Consider the following 17147-nt stretch of genomic DNA (forward strand, 5'->3'; position numbering starts at 1 on the left):
GGTACCGCTCAGCTTGAAAAATTCCGCCGGGGCGGTCGCGGGTGCAGTCTTTGCCTTGGTGATGTCCTCACTTATGACCACCAGCACCGCGGGCGGGATCACGGTCCCTGTTTCATCCCACCTGTCGTATCAGGCAGTGTGGGGGATCTGCGCGGTGATTTGCGTTGTTCTCGCCATTTTTGGCTGGCCGGATGGGCCAGCCACTTGCCAGCCCTCCGGCTGACCTGGATGCCGGTGCGGAATCTACAGCAGTAAAAGAACCAGCGGCCACCTGACCGTCGTCGATCCTGGAGACGGGATCCGCGCACCCATCGTCGCGTCCCACTGACGGGCTCCGTGCGAGGCAGCTCATTAGCTGCCTCGGGCGGAGTTCGTCCCTGTGTCAGGGAGTCCCAGCGGCGTCACTGGATCATGGGGATGTATTCGCCCGTATGCCGTTCGGAATTGTCGAAGAAATGCCCCAGACGTTTGGGCGTACGGAGCACAACCTGCCTGCGGCCGCTCATGCTTGCCCGGAGCATGCTCTGAATCTTGGCTTCCAGTAGAGGCACGGCGGAGAGGCTGCGCAGCCAGACGTCGAACACCGGGTGGCCCGCCGCTGGCGTTGGCTGACCGTGCATTTACCTGTTGGCAAGCGAACTCTATTTGTCCGACGCTTCGGCATAGGCTCCGAATCCCGGCACATGTATCCCGCCGGCGAGGATCCACCAATAGGAGTCGCTGGCATACAAGCGCTTGCCTATGCTCTGCCGGCTGGTCTCCTGCTCGGGAACATCCCGGCCCTGTGCCCTGCTCCCGGGCCGGTCCACACGCCGGCTAAGAATCTGCCACACCGGGACCACAACCACGGCTACGCCTCCCGCCGGCCGTCCACCAGCCGAGGCACCCCAAGGGGATTATCCCCGCGGAGTGCCTCCGGCAGGAGGTGCTGGGGGAAGCCTTGGTAAGCGACCGGCCGCAGGAAGCGTTCGATCGCGGCCGTGCCCACGGACGTGCTTCCGGCGGCGGTGGTGGCGGGGTACGGTCCGCCATGCTGCTGCGCATAAGTGACCGAAACACCTGTTGGCCACTGGTTCCAGACCACCCGACCTGCCTTGCGGGCCAGGATCTCCACAAGTTCGGCCACCTGGCAGGAATCAGTTCCATGGACGGTGGCGGTCAGTTGACCTTCGAAGGTCTCGGCGAGCTCGGGGAGTTGGGACTCGTCGTCGTACGTGATGACTACGGCGGTGGGTCCGAAGCATTCGGTTTGGAGGGCATGCGGCTCCGACAGCATGTCCGCGGCAGTGGTGAGGAGGAGCGTCGGACCCGGGGGATCGGCCAGTGGGCCTGCTCCCTGGGCCAGCACCGTGAGGCGCGGGTTTGATTGCAGGTTCGCCAGGACGTCGGTGTAGCCGGACTGGATCCGTTCATTAAGCAGGGGCGCGGCCGGTGGCAGGGCGGCGTCGCGCAGGGCCTCCACCATCCCGGATCCAGCCGGAACAAAAAGCGTCCCGGGCTTGGTGCAGAATTGCCCGGCCCCCATGGTGAAGGAGCCCACGAACCCCTGGGCGATCTCCGCACCACGCTGGCTTGCTGCGGATTCGGTGACGAAGGCCGGGTTGTTGCTGCCCAGTTCCCCGAAGAAGGGGATCGGTTCCGGCCGGGAATTCGCGATATCGAACAGTGCGCGGCCGCCAGGGATGGACCCCGTGAAGGCGCCGGCTTTGACCCGAGGGTCGCGCAGGGCTGCGGCTCCCGCGGCAGTCCCGGCGATGAGGGCGAACGTGCCGTCCGGAGCGCCAGCCTCGCGAAGCGCGGAGGTCACCACCTCGGCTGTGAGCCGGGACAGTCCGGGGTGGCCGGAGTGGGCCTTGAGCAGCACCGGGCTGCCTGCAGCCAGGGCTGAAGCGGTGTCGCCGCCGGCAACGGAGAACGCGAAGGGAAAGTTGCTGGCCGCGAACACTACTACGGGGCCCACGGGCACGCGAACTCGCCGCAGGTCCGGTCGCGGCGCGCCCATTGGCCACTCGGCGTCGGCGTGGTCGATGCGGGCGTCAAGGTAGCCGCCGTCGCGCAGCTCTTCCCCGAAGAGGCGCAGCTGGAAGGTAGTGCGTTTGAGCTCTCCGCGCAGGCGCGCCCCGGGCAGGTGGGTTTCCTGTTCGGCTTCGTGAATGAGTTGGTCGGCTGCGGCATCCAAGCGGTCCGCGACGGCGTCGAGCAGCCGGGCGCGCTCGGCGGGACGGAGTGCGGCCAGTGGCGCCGCCGCCGTTTGGGCCGCTGCCAGCAGTTGTTCCAGCTCGGCGTCGGTGGTGGGCTGGAGTGCGACGGCGGAGGCCGGGGCGATCGTGGTCATGCGCAGTCTCCTTTCGGGAGGCAGGGTCAGAAGGGGAAGTTCAGTCGTCCGTAGTCTGGAGGGCGGCGAGTTCGCCGATCCCCACGGGTGCAGCCAATGGTCGTTTTGCGGCGGCGGACAGGCTTTCAATGGTGGGAGCACCACCCGGGCCTGCGCCCAGGCAGGCGGCCGCGAAACCGCAGACGCGGCCCTGGCACCAGCCCATTCCGGCGCGGGTGAAGGATTTGAGTGTGCGGGCGTCGCGGGCTCCCAGGTCGTCCCGGGCCCCGGTGATCTCGCCGGCCGTGACCTCTTCGCAGCGGCATACGGTGGTCTGCGGAGCGAGCCAGTCCTGCCAGGCGGCGGGCACAGGGTGGGCACGGTGCATGGCCTCGGCGAAGCGCCGGTGCCGCACCATGGCACGCAGGCCCTGCAGTGCCGCGGCGGGTTCCGGAGCGGCTGCTGCGGAGGTGCCGGCAGTGAGGCCCTCGAGCACCGCCAGGGTAGCGCCTCCGACACCGGTGACCTCCCCGGCAAGGAACAGGCCGGGAATGCTGGATTCCTGGCGGTCGGTGACGACGCCGACCAGGGAGCCATCGGCATCCAGGCGGGTTTCAACTCCGAGGGACAGGGGCAGCTCCATCTGCGGCGTGAAACCCCAGCCGAAGCCGATGACGTCCACGTCCCGGTAAACGCGCTCCGTGCCGGGCCGGACCCGGCCGGCAGCGTCCACCTTGGCTGTGCGCACGCCGGAGGCGCGGCCGTCTCCCAGTACCTCCGTGACGATGGTCCGGATGCGGTACGGGATCCGGTGCCGGGCGAACACGGCCGCGTACTCCACTCCCTCGACGGCCTTCTCGGGCACACCCGCGGCTGCCTTGAGGTGCGGCAGCCAGGCCTTGGGTGAGGACGATTCGAGCACTGCGGGGACCTGTCCGCCGGCTTCGGCAATGCCCGCCGCCACCGGTAAAAGGAACGGGCCGGTGCCGGCGATGACGAAGCGCTTCCCCGGCAGGGCTCCGTTGCCCTTGATGAACGCCTGGATTCCGCCGGCGGCCATCACGCCGGGCAGGTCCCAGCCGGGAACCGGCAGCTGGCGGTCGTAGCCGCCGGGGCACAAGACCAGGCGGCGGGCGACGACGGTGCTGCCGCCGTCGGCCGTTCCGGACATCGGGCCGGCCGTCACGGTGGGCGTTGTGCGGACAACGAATCCGGCGTCGACCTTTTCCGCCATCCAGACCTGTTGGCCGGGCACGTACGTGATCCGGCCCGTGTGGCTGGCGGCGTCGAAACGGGCACGGAGGTCCCTGTAGGTCCGCCAACCATGGTGGCCTTTACCATCGGGGTTGGGCTCGACGGTTTCGGGGCGGTGCCGCCAGAACTGGCCGCCTGGTTGGGGGCCGGCATCCACAACCACGACGGCGGCTCCGGCCTCGGCTGCCGAAACGGCCGCTCCCAGCCCCGCCGGCCCCGCACCCACGACGGCAACATCCGCTTCAACGATGCCCGGAACCGCGGCACTCATTCCCGTCCCCCCTCGGATCCAGCCAATGGACGTACGTTGGGCTCGCAGGAACCCTTGATGTCCATGCCCTCGCGCACTTCCACCAGGCAGGCGCGCTGGTTCGGTACGCCGTCGACCGCGACGAGACAGTCGAAGCACACGCCGATGCCGCAGAACAGCCCGCGGGGACGTGCGTGCGTGCGCGTATCGCGCCAGGCGGTGATGCCGTTGGTGACCAGCGCCGAGCCAACGCTTTGGCCCGCAGATGTCCTGATCGGACGGCCGTCAAAGCTGAGGGTTATCTCGCCCGGCGTGCCAGGCAAGTTGTCTCCTGATGTGTAGGCGCTCATGCTGTGGCCTCCTCTCGGTGTGTTGTGCTGTTGGGGGCTTGTTCGCCGAACCGGGCCGGGGCAAACGGGGCCAGGTCAAGATCCGGCGACTGGCCGGCCAGGGCCTGTGCCAGGAGCTTGCCCGTTCCCGCGGAAAGGCCAATGCCGGCACCCTCATGGCCGGCCGCATGCCACAGTCCGGGGGCGCGATCGTCATGGCCTATCACCGGGAGGTGATCCGGGCAGTAGGGCCGGAAACCGTGGTAGTGGCGGATGGCCTTAACGTGTTCGAGGAAAGGAAAGAGCGCCACGGCGTTACCCGCCAGGAGCCGGAGCGCGTCGGTGCTCACCGTGCGGTCGAAGCCGACGCGTTCGCGGGTGGAGCCGATGAGGATGGTGCCGCTGGGGGTTCCTTCGACCACTGGTGAGGCCTGGAGTCCGGCGTCGGAACTGCCCACGTTGTCGATGTACTCGGCCGCATAGACCTTGTGGTGGACCATGGGCGGCAACGGCTCGGTGACCATAACGAAGCCGCGGCGGGGGAGGAAAGGTACGCTCACCCCGGCCAGCGCGGCGAGTTGGCCGGCCCACGTCCCGGTGCAGTTGACCACGGCCGCGGCGGAGAAGTCGCCGCGCGGAGTCTGGACGCCGGTGACGCGGTCTCCGCTCCTAAGGAAGCCGCTAACGGGCGTATCCGCAACGAAACGTGCCCCGGCCTGAGTCGCCAGCCGGACCAGGTGCCCAGCAACCAGCATGGGCTGCACCTGGCAGTCCTCCGGGTAGAACGCTCCGCCCAGGGCGTCCGGTGTGATGTGCGGTTCGGCTTTCCGCAGCTCATCCGGGTCCAGCCTGTCCACAAGAACGCCGTAGCCGGACTGGGAGGCCATCACACGGTTGAGCGATGCCAGACTGCTTTCGCGGGAGGCCACGATGATGCCGCCCTTGGACTCGAATTCCCAGAGCCGCTTGTGCTCAGCCAGGTCGCCATGCCACACGTCCAGGGAGTAGCGGGTCAGTTCAAGCTCGGGGCCGAGTTCCTTGTCAGAGACGAGGATGTTTCCTTCGCAGGCCGACGACGTGCCGCTGGCGGGGAGCCCCTTGTCCAGGACGGTCACGGTGAGGCCCTGTTGCGTTGCGAAATAGGCAGTGGCGGCCCCGATTACGCCTGCGCCGATGACAAGCACATCGCTCGCTGCGTTCATGTCTGCTGCTCCTCGGCTGTCTCGGTCTCTCCGGTGGCCCAAAGGCCACGGGCGTGGCTGATGTGTTGGCGCATCAATTCAGTCGCCGCGGCTCCATCTCCGGCCTCGATGAGGTCCAGCAGGACGTGGTGTTCCTGGGCGGAATCGGCCAGCCGGTTGCTCTCGCTCAGGATCTTGAGGCCGTACAGGCGGGTTCGGGACCGGAGGCTGGTGGCCAATTCAACAAGCTGGCCGTTGCCGGCGTACCGCAGAAGCTCCGCGTGGAAGATGCGGTCCGCGGAAAGGTAGGCAGTGAGGTCGCCCTGCCGCGCAGCATCAACAATGTCGTCGGCCATGGACCGCAGGACCTTGACTCCGGATGGTGGAACAGTGCCGGCCACGTCGCCAACAACCGGCGGCTCGAGGAGCAGGCGGATCTCCGTAAGCTCGTCCAGCTCCCGGTCGCTCATGGTGGTGATCCGGAAGCCTTTGTTTTTGACTGTCTCCACCAGGCCTTCGCGCGTCAGGTCCATCATTGCCTCGCGCACGGGTGTGGCTGAGACACCGAAAGCGGCGGCAAGTGCCGGTGCGGAATAGAGGGTGCCCTCCTCCAACGTGCCGGCGATGATCGCTGTGCGCAGGGAATCGGTCACTGACTCGCGCAGGCTGTGCTGGCGGCCGAGCGGGGCGATCGGAAGCTGGTTGTTGGTTGGCACGGTGAGCACTCCTTGTACGGGATTCATGATCGAGTGCCTCCTTCATACACCAGGCTGGCGATCACGAGGTCTTCCCATGCCATCCCCACCCCGGCGTACAGGCAGGGCTTTCCTGCCGAGCGCCCGAATTCGCCTTTCACAAGATCGCGGAGGTTGGCGGGACGGATCGCTTGCCACTCCTCTGCAGACCGTGCAGGTATCAGGTCCCCGGCTTCGCGCAGCGCCGAGGCCCGTCCCTCGACCACGACGTCGCTGCGCCGCACAAAGGCGGCATCGACCTCCCGGGCATCCAGGCCGTGCTGGCCCACCGCTGCCACTACGGCACCGGGGGCAACCAAGCCGCCGTCGAACAGCGGCGTACGGGAGGAGGTTGCGCAGATCACCACATCGGCGTCGGGCACCTCCGCAGGGGTTCCGGGGCGGACTTCGATGCCCTCTGCGTCCAGCTGTTCGATCAGCGCCGACACCCGCTCCGGGCGCCGGCCGACGACGGCGAGGCTCGCCTCCGGGAGCACGGCGTGCGCGGCGCGAAGATGGTTGAGCGCTTGTACGCCGGTGCCGAACACAAGCACCCGGGTCGGGCCGGGGTGACGGGGAGCGGCGGGGCGGGGCGCCGAGGCAAGGATGTGCTTGATGGCCAGCAGCGTGGTGGCCGGTGTCCGGATGGCCGTGAGTTCGTTGCCATCCATCGTGGCCAAAGGGGTTGACGTGTCTGAATGGAAGAGAATATAGACCCCCTGGATCTTTTCCAGCCCCCGTGCCGGGTTGGCTGGGGCCACGGTGAGCGCCTTGATCCCGCTGTACTCGCGGTTTGTTGCAGGCATGAGCAGGAATTCGCCGTTTGGCGCGGGGCTGAACAACCGCGGGCTGTCGTCCTCAGGGTCAACCACGTTCAGGAGCGCCTGCTCAATGGCATCGATGGCCGTTGTCCAGGGAGCAGCAGCCCGCACCGACGTCGAATCAAAGTAAGGAATGTTCACAGCAGGAACCCCGCAGGAAAGGGATCGGTGGGATCGAGGAAATACTGTGCGGTGCCGGTCAGCCAGGCCCGTCCTGTGACGGTGGGGATCACCGCTGGACGGCCGGCGACTTCCGTCTCCTCGACTAGGCGGCCGATGAAACGCGAACCTATGTAGGACTCGTTGACGAAGTCCGTGCCCAAGGCCAGCTCGCCGCGGGCGTGCAGCTGGGCCATCCGGGCGCTTGTTCCTGTGCCGCAGGGTGAGCGGTCGAACCAACCAGGGTGGATGGCCATCGCGTGGCGGGAATGCTCCGCTGTGGACCCCGGCGCCTTGAGATACACGTGATGGCAGCCGCGGATGTCGTCGCGCTCCGGGTGGACCGGTTCGTCCGTGGCGTTGATCGCGTCCATGATCGCCAGTCCGGCCTTGAGCAGGTCATCCTTGCGTCCGCGCTCGAACGGCAAATTCAGGCTGTCTAGGTCTACGATCGCGTAGAAGTTTCCGCCGAACGCCAGGTCGTAGGACACCGGACGGAACCCGGGCACTTCGACCTTGGCGTCGAGCCGCTCAACGAACGATGGCACGTTGCGGATGGTCACGGACTCGGCCTGCCCGTCTTTGACTGCCACCTCTGCGATCACCAGGCCGGCAGGAGTGTCGAGCCGTACGGTGGTAACGGGCTCGACGACGTCGACCATGCCGGTCTCCACCAGGACGGTTGCGACCCCGATGGTGCCGTGGCCGCACATCGGCAGCAGACCGGAAACCTCGATAAACAGCACGCCGAAGTCCGCGTCCGGACGCGTGGATGGCTGGAGGATGGCCCCGCTCATCGAGGCGTGGCCGCGCGGCTCGGTCATCAGGAGGGTACGGATCCAATCGCTGTTCTCCATGAACCACAAGCGGCGCTCAGCCATCGTGTCACCGGGGATCGTCCCGATTCCGCCGGTGATGACCCGCGTGGGCATGCCTTCGGTGTGCGAGTCCACGGCGTGGAAAATGCGGCTGGTTCTCATGGAATACTCCCTCTTTGTTCCATCTGTTGCTCCGTAACTGCCCCTTGGCGTCCCAAGGGGCAGTTACGGAACTGGCGGTGAGCTGGTCGGTTATTTGTAGCCCTTGGCGAGTGCTGCTTCGGTGTCACGGATGACGGCGTCGCGCACGGCCGGGGTGAGCGGACCGCGCGGCGGGCGGCAGGCGCCGCCGCGGAGGCCAACGACGTCCATGGACAGCTTGATGGCCTGGACGAACTCCGTCTTGCTGTCCCAGCGGAGCAGCGAGTGCAGGTCGCGATAGATTTCGCGGGCCCGCTCGAGGTCTGCGACATCGCCGGAGGTGGAGAGCCGGTAGAGCTCGAGGGTGGCTTCCGGAATGGCGTTCGGGTAGCCCGCCACCCAGCCCACGGCACCTGCCAGGCCCATTTCGACGACGGTATCGTCGGTCCCGATCAGGAGGTCCACTTCGGGAGCGAGTTCCTTGATCTCGTAGGCGCGGCGGACATCGCCGGTGAACTCCTTGACGCCGACGATCAGGCCTTCGCCGTGCAACCGGGCGATCAGCTGCGGGGTCAGGTCCACCTTCGTGTCGATCGGGTTGTTGTACGCCACGACGGGCAGCCCGACGGCGGCCGCGAGGCGGTAGTGGTCCACTACCTCGTCATCGGTGGCCCGGTAGGAGTTCGGGGGGAGCAGCATCAGGGCGCCGGCGCCGGCTTCGGCGGCCTGTTCCGCCCATTTGCGGGTTTGCAGGCCACCGTAGGCGCCCACGCCGGCCATGACGGTAAAGCCTTCGGGGGCGGCGTCGACTGCCGTGGTGATTACCCGGGCGCGTTCTTCTTCGCTGAGGGTCTGGTATTCACCCAATGAACCATTCGGGGCCACACCGTGGCAGCCTGCGTTTGCCAGGGATCGGACGTGCTCGGCGTAGGCGTCGTAGTCCACACTCAAGTCGTCATTGAACGGCAGTGAGGTAGCGACGAGCACTCCATGCCACGGCTTACGGGTTTCAGTCATGATGGATGATCCTTTCGGTTGGCACGCTTGGCGCGTGTGTTGCAGCCGTGACGTACCTCACGGCCAAACTTACCATGTGACATTGCACAGGTTGCTAAAAATGGGTGATGGATTTCGTTGAGGTCAGGTTCCGATTCGATCGGGCACCGGGGCTAGCTGGCCGGAACCACGTACTGTTCGGCGGCGACCTTGCCAAGCCCCTCGGACAGGCCGGCGTCGATCAGTAGTTTCGCGATCGTTCCGTCTTCGCGCTGGGCGACAATTCCGGCGTCGAGCGCTTCCTTAAGGCTTGTGTTGCCTTTGGTGATCGGGAAGGCAGCCTCGGGGGCATTCTTGATGGCGCCGACGCGCGGATCCGGCTTCTCGTTGGAAAGGGCCACGGTCACACCCTGGGCATCCTTGAACTGGAGCACCTGCACGCCATAGGCGTCGACGTCAGCGTCGAGCCGACCGGCGTCGAAATCGGCCTTCAGCTCCACGCTGCTGGGGTACGTCACCAGGCGGTCGCCCAGGATCTTCTTGAGGTCCTCGACCCAGAGGTAGCCGTCGATGGTGCCGACCTTGTTCATCTTTTCAAGGTCGGTCACTGTGGTGGCGCCGGACTTGGAGACGATGCCCATGCCGTCAAGGTACGTGGAGGCGGAGAAATCAACAGCCTTGAGACGCTTCTCGGTGGCGTCGATCGTGCCGAGGGCGAGGTCGATGTTTCCGCCCGAGATGGACTGGACGGCGTCGGCATAGGTGGCCTGCTGGTACACCGGGGTCAGGCACTCATCCGTGGCGATCTTGTTGACGATCTGGATGTCGATGCCTGTCGGGGTGCCCGAGCCATAGCTGCTGAACGGCGGGATATCGATGACTCCGATAGTGAGCTTTCCCGGGGCGACGGTATGGATGTCTGTGTGCTTAGGCGTGCACCCTGAATTGCTGGCATCCGAGGTCCCTCCGCAGGCAGAGAGGCTGAGGCCCAGTGTGAGTGCGCTCGCGGTCAGGAGTCCGGCTGTCTTGATGCGATTGTTGATCATGATTGCTCCCGTGGTGGTTGGTTGGGGGACTGATGGAACGTTGACGATGATGCGGGAAAACGGTCAGGCGTGGCGGGCCATGCGTTTTTCGAAGAAGACGGTGATCCAGGTGGCGGGCATTGAGATGGCGGCGTAGCAAAGACCGGCGAGGGCGAAGATCTGCAGGTAATTGAAGTCCTGGCTGCCGATGTTGTAGGCGGACTTCATCAGCTCGGGGACTGCGATGGCGTATGCCAGGGACGTTCCTTGGAACATTTGAATGGCAACACCCATGAGCCCGGGGATTGCCGAGCGCATGCCTTGGGGCATGATGACCCGCCAGAAGGTGTGCCGCTGGGCGAGCCCCAGGGCGCTGGAAGCCTCGAGCTGTCCGCGGCCCACAGACTGGATGCCGGCCCGCATGATCTCGGACGAGTAAGCGGCCGAGTTCCAGATCAGTGCCAGGCACGCGGCGGTGATGCTTTCGAAGGCGATGCCGAACTTCGGCAGGCCGTAGTAGAAGAGGTAGAGGATCACCAATGCCGGTGCCCCCCGGCCGATTTCGACGACGGCAAGCGCCAGGGTGCGGACGGCCAGATTCTTTGCGCTCACCATGACGCTGAGGACCAGGCCCAGCGGGTAGCCGGCGACGATTGATACCCCTGCGATCAGAAGGCTGACGCCAAGGCCGGACATCATCTGCGGCAGGTATGCTGCCCATTCGGTAAGCCAGGTCATGCGTAAACAGCCTTCCTCATGCGGGAATCGAGTCTGCGGGACAGGTAGGCGACCGGCAGGCTGAGCACGATGTAGAGAATGCCCACCAGCATGTAGGGCAGGATCCCCTCGACGGTGGGGTGCTGCCGGGCGAAGGACTGGGACTGGAAGACCATCTCGGCAACGATGATCGTCGAGGCGATCGAGGAGTCCTTGAGTAGACCGGTCAGGTAGGTGGCGATGGACGGCGACACTATCCGGAAGGCCTGGGGGACCATCACGCCGTAGAACGTGGTTCCGCGGGTCAGGCCCAGTGCGTGGGCAGCTTCGCCCTGTCCACGCGGAACTGCTTGGAGTCCGCCACGATAGATTTCGGCGAGATAGGCCATGGAAACCACACCCAGTCCGACTATCGCTGCGGCAACGGGGTTGAACTTGAAGGTTCCGATCTGGATGCCGAACTTCAGCAGGAACAGCCAAACGATGATCGGCACGCCCCGGACCAGGTCGACGAAGAGCCGCGACGCCAGCCGGATAAGCATGTTCGACGACGACAGGCCTACGGCCAGTGGGACGGCGCCTACTATGCCGATGGCGAATGCCGACAGGGTCAGCGCGATGGTCATGGGCAAGCCTTGGAGTACTGCTGAAAGGGCGTCCATATCAGCGCTCCAGCACAGCTCGCAGGAAGCGGCGGGTCCGGGCCTCCCGCGGGTCGCTCATGATGGCGTCCGGGTCGCCCTGTTCGATGATCTTGCAATCGGCCATGACCACGAGCGTGTCGGAAACGTCCCGGGCGAACTGCATCTCATGCGTGACCACGATCATCGTCATTCCATCGGCCGCCAGTTCGCGCATGACGGCCAGGACCTCGAGCCCCACCTCGGGGTCCAATGCCGACGTCGGCTCATCGAACAGCATGATGCTCGGATCAAGTGCCAGGGCGCGGGCGATGGCGATGCGTTGTTGCTGGCCGCCGGAGCACCTCCCCGGGTGTTGGTTCGCCTTCTCCCTGAGGCCAACCCGTTCCAGCAGCTCCAACGAGCGCGCGTCGGCCGCTTCCTTGGTGCGCCCCAGTACTTTCTGCTGCGGAAAGCTGATGTTTTTCATGGCGGACATGTGCGGGAACAGGTTGAAGGACTGGAACACCATGCCCACGGTGCTGCGCAGGGCGGCAAGGTCCTTGTTGTTGACCACCTTGCCCGGTTCGATGGTGTGCCCGGCAACCTGGATGGTGCCGGAATCGGGACGCTCCAAGAGGTTGATGCACCTCAGGAACGTGCTCTTGCCGGCACCCGAGGGGCCGATAAGTGCTGTGACCGTACCCGGCTCGACGTGCAGGGACACGTCGTCGAGGACAGTGTGGTCGCCGTAGCGCTTGGAAATGTTGTCTAACTTGATGCCCGTACGGGGCGCGAGCTTGCCGTCTGCAATTTCTGAAAGGGTCATAGCGATCTTCCATGTGGGGACCAAAAGGCCATCGGTCGATGTGGGCCATGTCACGTGATATGTGAAATGGTACATGTTACAGGGTCTCAATGGAAGAGGGGTTTTCGAAACTAAGGACGCGCGGGTCGACGGCCCTCGCTATGGCGCTCCGCCGGTAGGGAGCGACAATCGTGCTGGAAGCACTCAGCGTAGCGTCCCACGAGGTTCTCTTAAATTTGCAGTACGGGTTGGCCGGCCGACCTGACTGCACACCGCGCCGGTCCCGAGATGACGATTCCAAGGCCCATTAGGATCCCAGAGGAGCCGACAGCACTCCTTTTCGTCAGCCTGCAGGAGAAGTAATCCTGACCACTGAATACGGCCACGCAGGGCGGTTGCCCGCGCAAGGGGCGGAAACCAAAACGAACGGTCCAGGACGTGGGACTGGACACCCGAATCATGAAGGGATAATGACCTGCCGATAACAATGATTCGTCACGGCGGCCCCCGTCGCGGTAACGCCTGGCTGCGCGCGGGTTTCGCCCAAGGTCCTGGGTTCCGCGATGGCAAGGGCGGATCATACTTGTCAGTCAGGGGTGGTTTGGGCAAACCGGCAAGGCAGCGGTCGGTCGGCGCCGGTGCTCATGGTGTTCAGCGTCTGGCCTCCTCGTGTTTGATCAGGCGTGGTCCGACTCCTTAAGGCATGGCATGTTCGGAGGGAGGGACAAGCCGCGATGTCGTTTTCCATTCCCAGCCTGCGAGTTGCCACGTATTGGGGGTACTCGATGGCAGCCGTCGGCGGGGCCACGCCGCGGCGCTGGAACAACGTATTCAGAACGGTATAAGCGCACGCAAACGACAGAACTGCCTCGGCCGGAGGGTCGCGGCAGTCGCTCGGAAGAGCAGCAAAGTGGGTAAAAAAGAAGTGTGGACACTGTCCACACATTCGGCTTCGGACTGGGCCGTACCGCTGCCGGACTAGGCCGGATTCCGTATGTTTCCGCGGGAGCCCAGTGTTTGCAAGGGTAGGAATGCAGTTCGAGTCCCACCTCGGGCACGTTTTCCCACGTCAGAGGCGTTTTTTGCTTCTGATGTGTGTACATTTACCCTACGTTGGCCCCTGTGAGACCGGTTACGGAGTGCGCCTGGCGCCGCGCGCGCCTATGAAATTATTTGAGTGGCCGGCTCAGGACCTGGCGAGTATGCCCGCCGTTTGCTGGGGTGTGGGGGGCATTTGTGTCTCCTTTTCGGTTGATGTGGCGGCCGTAGTGGGCCTGTCGCCTATTCATGTCGCGCGGTTGCGCTGATGACATGACCTGGATGAGGTTTCTTGAGATCCTTTCGTTATTTTCGTTCCATCTTGGAGTCTGGGGGAGCGGGAATGTGGCCGTTTGTCCGGCCCAAGGGGTGTGGACATTGTCCACGGAGTCCACGGGCGATTGTTCCCTTTGCATTCCGTCCGTTCCTGCAGGTTCTGCCGGCACCACTTCATGCGTCCGGACGTTCCATGCGACATGACTTGGATGAGGATCGGTGTGCTTCGCCTCGTGACGGTTTGATCGGCTGCCCAACTTGCCATCTCGTTAGTTCTTTCCGCTGCTCGTCGGGTTCTGATGACACTTATCCATGTTGTGCGTCGACGATTCTGCTATGACCTGCGGGGGAGACCGGCGCGGAGGCCTGTCGTGGCCGCGGCGAGGGTGCCGTCGAAGGCAGTAGCGCCGGCTGGAACGGGCGCGCGTGCCAGTGGCTGGGAGTTCATAGCTGCCTTGCTCCTTTAGGATTGTGCTCCGCGACCTAGCGCTGTCACCTCTCCATGCCATCCGCACGCCGTTCAGACATGACCGCCTGATGAGATGTTCGCGAAGCCCTGCGCTCAGCCCACGCATGGGGTGGCGGATCGCCACACCTATCAGTGCTGTGTTGGGGTTGGCTGCTGGCTGGCCTAGGGCCGGGTATGCAGCCCGCAGGGCACGGCCGACAGAGTCCCGGGCCGCGTCGGAGCGAATGGTGTGTGGGTCCGGAGTAGACAGTGAGACACGGTGTTATCGCAGGTCAGTGTCACTTCAGGTTCACTGCGTGGACAAAACTCCGAATAATCGTGGACACGCACACGAGTCGTCTTCAAGTCACCTTCGCTAACCGATGGGTGCACTCGACTAGCCTGGCCGGCGCCGGCGCCGACGCCGATGAATCGAGGGGACGTGATCACGCACGTCAGACAGTTCACGCGAGGAAGCGAACGGTCTCGGCTTCAACGTCACAGACGCTGTCTCCGGGTACCTGGTGAGGCCAACCCCACCCTGGTCGGAATCGAGTACTACAGTGGATGCATGGCTGCCAGCCGCAATCCGCTCGACGACCTGCGCGAAACCATCGGCCATCTGACCGATCAGCTCAGGCTGCACGGTTCGGAGCGCGTTGACGACCTGGTCGGCGACCTCATCGGTGCGAGGCCCGGGCCGGCCCGGGCGCTGTCCGAGGTGCAGGCCGAGCTCGACGCGCTGGTCGGGCTGGAGACGGTGAAGGAACAGGTGCGGGCCCTCGTCGCACTGCTCCAGGTCCAGGCCCGCCGCAAGGCGCACGGCCTGCCGGAGGTGGCCACATCACAGCATCTGGTGTTCCTCGGAAACCCGGGCACGGGCAAGACCACCGTGGCGCGGCTCCTGGCCGAGATGTACCGCGCGGTCGGTCTGCTGCAGAAAGGCCACCTGGTCGAGGTCGACCGTTCGGGCCTGGTGGGGCAGTACGTCGGCGCGACCGCCATCAAGACGGACCGGGTGATCCGGCGTGCGCTGGACGGCGTCCTGTTCATCGACGAGGCCTACGCGCTGGCCCCGGAGGACGGCCGGATGGACTTCGGCCCCGAGGCGATCGAGGTCCTGCTCAAGCGGATGGAGGACCACCGCCACCGCCTGGTCGTGATCGTGGCCGGGTACCCGCGGCTGATGGAGTCCTTCTTGCTCTCGAACCCCGGACTGCGCTCCCGGTTCGCCCGCGAGATCACGTTCCCTGACTACTCCGTCGGCGCACTCCAGACGATCTTCCATCAGATGCTGGCCCAGCACGAGTACACGCTGGAGCCGGGTGCGGACCAGATGCTGCGCCGCATCTTCACCGGGCTCCACGCGGGTGAGGACTCCGGCAACGCACGGTTCGCCCGCACGCTGTTCGAGCAGGCGCTCAACCGTCAGGCGCTGCGGCTGTCGCTCGACGAGGAACGAAGTCTCGACGCGCTCGATCGTGAGGCCGTCATGACGCTCACCGCGGACGACATCGTCGAGGCCGCGCTGGCCTTGGGCGAGGAGCCAGAGCCGGAACCGACGCCGGAACCGGAGCAGTCGCGCTGGTGGCGCTGGCTGGCCTGACCGGATCTGGGGCGGCTGTCAGGCGAAGGCCCGTCCCGCCCCCGAGCGGGAAAAGCCCAACTATTCCACTGTCGTGCAACCGGAGGACAGCTTTCCTACCCGCCCCAAGCTTGCTCGCTACGGCCATGGACCCCCAAACCGGTCGCAAACAGCGCCACCGCGGCTTCGCGCTGCTCCTCAGACAACGAACTGCCCTTAAACATGAAACTGATGTGCGCGCCGTGGCCCTCGGCCACCGCTTAGACGTTGGCGGGTGCAGTATGACCCCGAACCGGGAACGGGCCCAGGCCTGGTCGCCAAGGTCCCGTCCGTCGGGGGATGGGGTTCCGGCTGGCTGGGGTTCTAAGCCGTTGCCACCTTCGGCGTCCTTGCACTTTCTGCTCTCGCAACCTCGTCTGCAAGGACCCCGCGCCGGGGGCGGCGAGCGGGGGCGCACGTCTTCTTCCGCGGTGAATCGAGGTGCCATAAATGCTTCGGGCTGCCGATCGGATGGTGTCAAGCCTTATCGTCTTGCCATTTGCAACAACCCGATCCTGACATATGGTGTTATCCACCACACGATTTTCGCGGGGTATTTAAAGGAGACTCTCATGCTGCTTTGGATAGCTATCGTTATCGCAGTTCTCTGGCTTCTCGGCCTGCTCGGAAACATAGGCGGCGGGTTAATTCACATACTGTTGGTCATCGCCGTGGTCGTCTTGGTCATCCACTTCGTTCGCGGCAGGTCACGCGTTTAATACGAAACTTTGGTCCGCCGATGCGGGACGGCGAGATGATCTGCCGCCGCGTTCTCGGATAAGGCTCGGCAGTTGAGAATATCCTTCAATCGTTGCTGCCGGAGGGGTCCCGGCTCTCTGCGTAAGGGCCGGCTCGGGACTTTCCGGGCTCCTTCTGTAACTCCGGTAGCCGGCCTTTCGTCAGATGCCGGTACGCAGCTGAGGTGTTCTCCCACTAGTTGGATCCTCTGAGGCGGTGGTACTGGTTTGGTGCCATAAATGTATGGCTATGAATCTGCGTGTTCCCGAAGAGCTGGACTGGCGACTGGACCTGCTGGCTGCCGAGGAAACATACCTCCAAGTCTGCGTTGCTGCTAGAGGGTGCAGAGCTTGTGCTGCAGCGCCACCGGTGCCGTCGGGACATCGGCGAGGGGCTGGATTTCCTTATGAGCCATGACGCGGAGCTCCTGACCCGCCTTGAGGATGCGTGACCGCGTACCTCGAGATTGAGGATGCGCTGCAGGTCGTTGACCCGTACGGGTTCCATATCCGTGACGTTGGGCTAGTTGCCTCGGCTTTGGCCCGGCCGGCAACAACTGTCTTGGGTGCGGAGGCCTATCCGCAGTTGCCGATGAAGGCAGCTGCCCTCTTGGATTCGGTGGGCCGGTTCCATCCTCTAATCGACGGCAACAAACGCACGGCGTGGACGCCGATGGTTGTGATGCCCTGGATCAACGGCTACCGGCACGACTTCACCACTGATGCGGCATTTGATCTCGTGGTGGGGGTGGCCGCCGGCGATGTCTCACTTGAAGTCAGTGCCGGGCTGATTGCCACGAATCTCGTCAGGCGCTAGTCGACGGTTTCGTGGGCATGCCGGTTGCGTGGTTCCTGAG

At 64.8% G+C, this 17147-nt stretch carries 16 protein-coding genes; 3 read left to right on the top strand and 13 right to left on the bottom strand.

The window, feature by feature from the left end:
• Positions 1 to 401 precede the first annotated feature (401 nt).
• The 13 genes from ACQCS0_RS10175 to ACQCS0_RS10235 all read right to left on the bottom strand — a co-directional run bounded on the left by ACQCS0_RS10175 (position 402) and on the right by ACQCS0_RS10235 (position 12188).
• On the bottom strand, positions 402 to 620 hold the full coding sequence (locus tag ACQCS0_RS10175; protein WP_354154943.1) for a hypothetical protein: 219 nt from the start codon (positions 618 to 620) through the stop codon (positions 402 to 404).
• A 230-nt stretch (positions 621 to 850) separates the two neighbouring features.
• Complete coding sequence (locus ACQCS0_RS10180) at positions 851 to 2335, bottom strand: aldehyde dehydrogenase (NADP(+)) (RefSeq protein ID WP_354154944.1); 1485 nt, start codon at positions 2333 to 2335, stop codon at positions 851 to 853.
• Positions 2336 to 2375: 40 nt separating this feature from the next.
• Positions 2376 to 3839, bottom strand: coding sequence for an FAD-dependent oxidoreductase (locus tag ACQCS0_RS10185; protein WP_354154945.1), 1464 nt, complete (start codon positions 3837 to 3839; stop codon positions 2376 to 2378).
• On the bottom strand, positions 3836 to 4168 hold the full coding sequence (locus tag ACQCS0_RS10190; protein WP_354154946.1) for a (2Fe-2S)-binding protein: 333 nt from the start codon (positions 4166 to 4168) through the stop codon (positions 3836 to 3838). The genes ACQCS0_RS10185 and ACQCS0_RS10190 overlap by 4 nt, the downstream gene beginning before the upstream one ends.
• Complete coding sequence (locus ACQCS0_RS10195) at positions 4165 to 5349, bottom strand: FAD-binding oxidoreductase (RefSeq protein WP_354154947.1); 1185 nt, start codon at positions 5347 to 5349, stop codon at positions 4165 to 4167. The genes ACQCS0_RS10190 and ACQCS0_RS10195 overlap by 4 nt, the downstream gene beginning before the upstream one ends.
• Positions 5346 to 6071, bottom strand: a complete 726-nt coding sequence (locus tag ACQCS0_RS10200) for a GntR family transcriptional regulator (protein ID WP_185263362.1) — start codon at positions 6069 to 6071, stop codon at positions 5346 to 5348. The genes ACQCS0_RS10195 and ACQCS0_RS10200 overlap by 4 nt, the downstream gene beginning before the upstream one ends.
• Complete coding sequence (locus ACQCS0_RS10205; protein ID WP_354154948.1) at positions 6068 to 7024, bottom strand: ornithine cyclodeaminase family protein; 957 nt, start codon at positions 7022 to 7024, stop codon at positions 6068 to 6070. The genes ACQCS0_RS10200 and ACQCS0_RS10205 overlap by 4 nt, the downstream gene beginning before the upstream one ends.
• Positions 7021 to 8022: a proline racemase family protein gene (locus tag ACQCS0_RS10210; RefSeq protein ID WP_354154949.1), complete on the bottom strand. Its 1002-nt coding sequence runs from the start codon at positions 8020 to 8022 to the stop codon at positions 7021 to 7023. The genes ACQCS0_RS10205 and ACQCS0_RS10210 overlap by 4 nt, the downstream gene beginning before the upstream one ends.
• 90 nt (positions 8023 to 8112) lie before the next feature.
• Complete coding sequence (locus tag ACQCS0_RS10215) at positions 8113 to 9018, bottom strand: dihydrodipicolinate synthase family protein (protein WP_354154950.1); 906 nt, start codon at positions 9016 to 9018, stop codon at positions 8113 to 8115.
• A gap of 152 nt (positions 9019 to 9170) precedes the next feature.
• The gene (locus ACQCS0_RS10220) at positions 9171 to 10043 is read right to left on the bottom strand and encodes a substrate-binding periplasmic protein (RefSeq protein WP_185263366.1); all 873 of its coding nucleotides are present in this window, start codon (positions 10041 to 10043) and stop codon (positions 9171 to 9173) included.
• A gap of 63 nt (positions 10044 to 10106) precedes the next feature.
• Positions 10107 to 10760, bottom strand: coding sequence for an amino acid ABC transporter permease (locus ACQCS0_RS10225; protein ID WP_354154951.1), 654 nt, complete (start codon positions 10758 to 10760; stop codon positions 10107 to 10109).
• A complete protein-coding gene (locus tag ACQCS0_RS10230; protein WP_185263368.1) occupies positions 10757 to 11401 on the bottom strand; it encodes an amino acid ABC transporter permease in 645 nt (214 codons plus the stop codon). Before ACQCS0_RS10230 ends, ACQCS0_RS10225 begins: the two co-directional genes overlap by 4 nt.
• 1 nt (position 11402) lies before the next feature.
• Positions 11403 to 12188 (bottom strand): amino acid ABC transporter ATP-binding protein, encoded by a 786-nt coding sequence (locus ACQCS0_RS10235; protein WP_185263369.1) that lies wholly within the window; start codon positions 12186 to 12188, stop codon positions 11403 to 11405.
• Between the two features lie 2312 nt (positions 12189 to 14500).
• Between ACQCS0_RS10235 and ACQCS0_RS10240 the strand changes: the two genes are divergently transcribed.
• The 3 genes from ACQCS0_RS10240 to ACQCS0_RS10250 all read left to right on the top strand — a co-directional run bounded on the left by ACQCS0_RS10240 (position 14501) and on the right by ACQCS0_RS10250 (position 17107).
• Positions 14501 to 15535 (top strand): AAA family ATPase, encoded by a 1035-nt coding sequence (locus tag ACQCS0_RS10240; RefSeq protein WP_354154952.1) that lies wholly within the window; start codon positions 14501 to 14503, stop codon positions 15533 to 15535.
• A gap of 590 nt (positions 15536 to 16125) precedes the next feature.
• Positions 16126 to 16272, top strand: a complete 147-nt coding sequence (locus ACQCS0_RS10245) for a lmo0937 family membrane protein (protein ID WP_354154953.1) — start codon at positions 16126 to 16128, stop codon at positions 16270 to 16272.
• Between the two features lie 466 nt (positions 16273 to 16738).
• A complete protein-coding gene (locus ACQCS0_RS10250) occupies positions 16739 to 17107 on the top strand; it encodes a Fic family protein (protein WP_354154954.1) in 369 nt (122 codons plus the stop codon).
• Positions 17108 to 17147: the final 40 nt, after the last annotated feature.

The organism is Pseudarthrobacter sp. S6 (genome assembly GCF_050156575.1).
GTDB lineage: Bacteria > Actinomycetota > Actinomycetes > Actinomycetales > Micrococcaceae > Arthrobacter.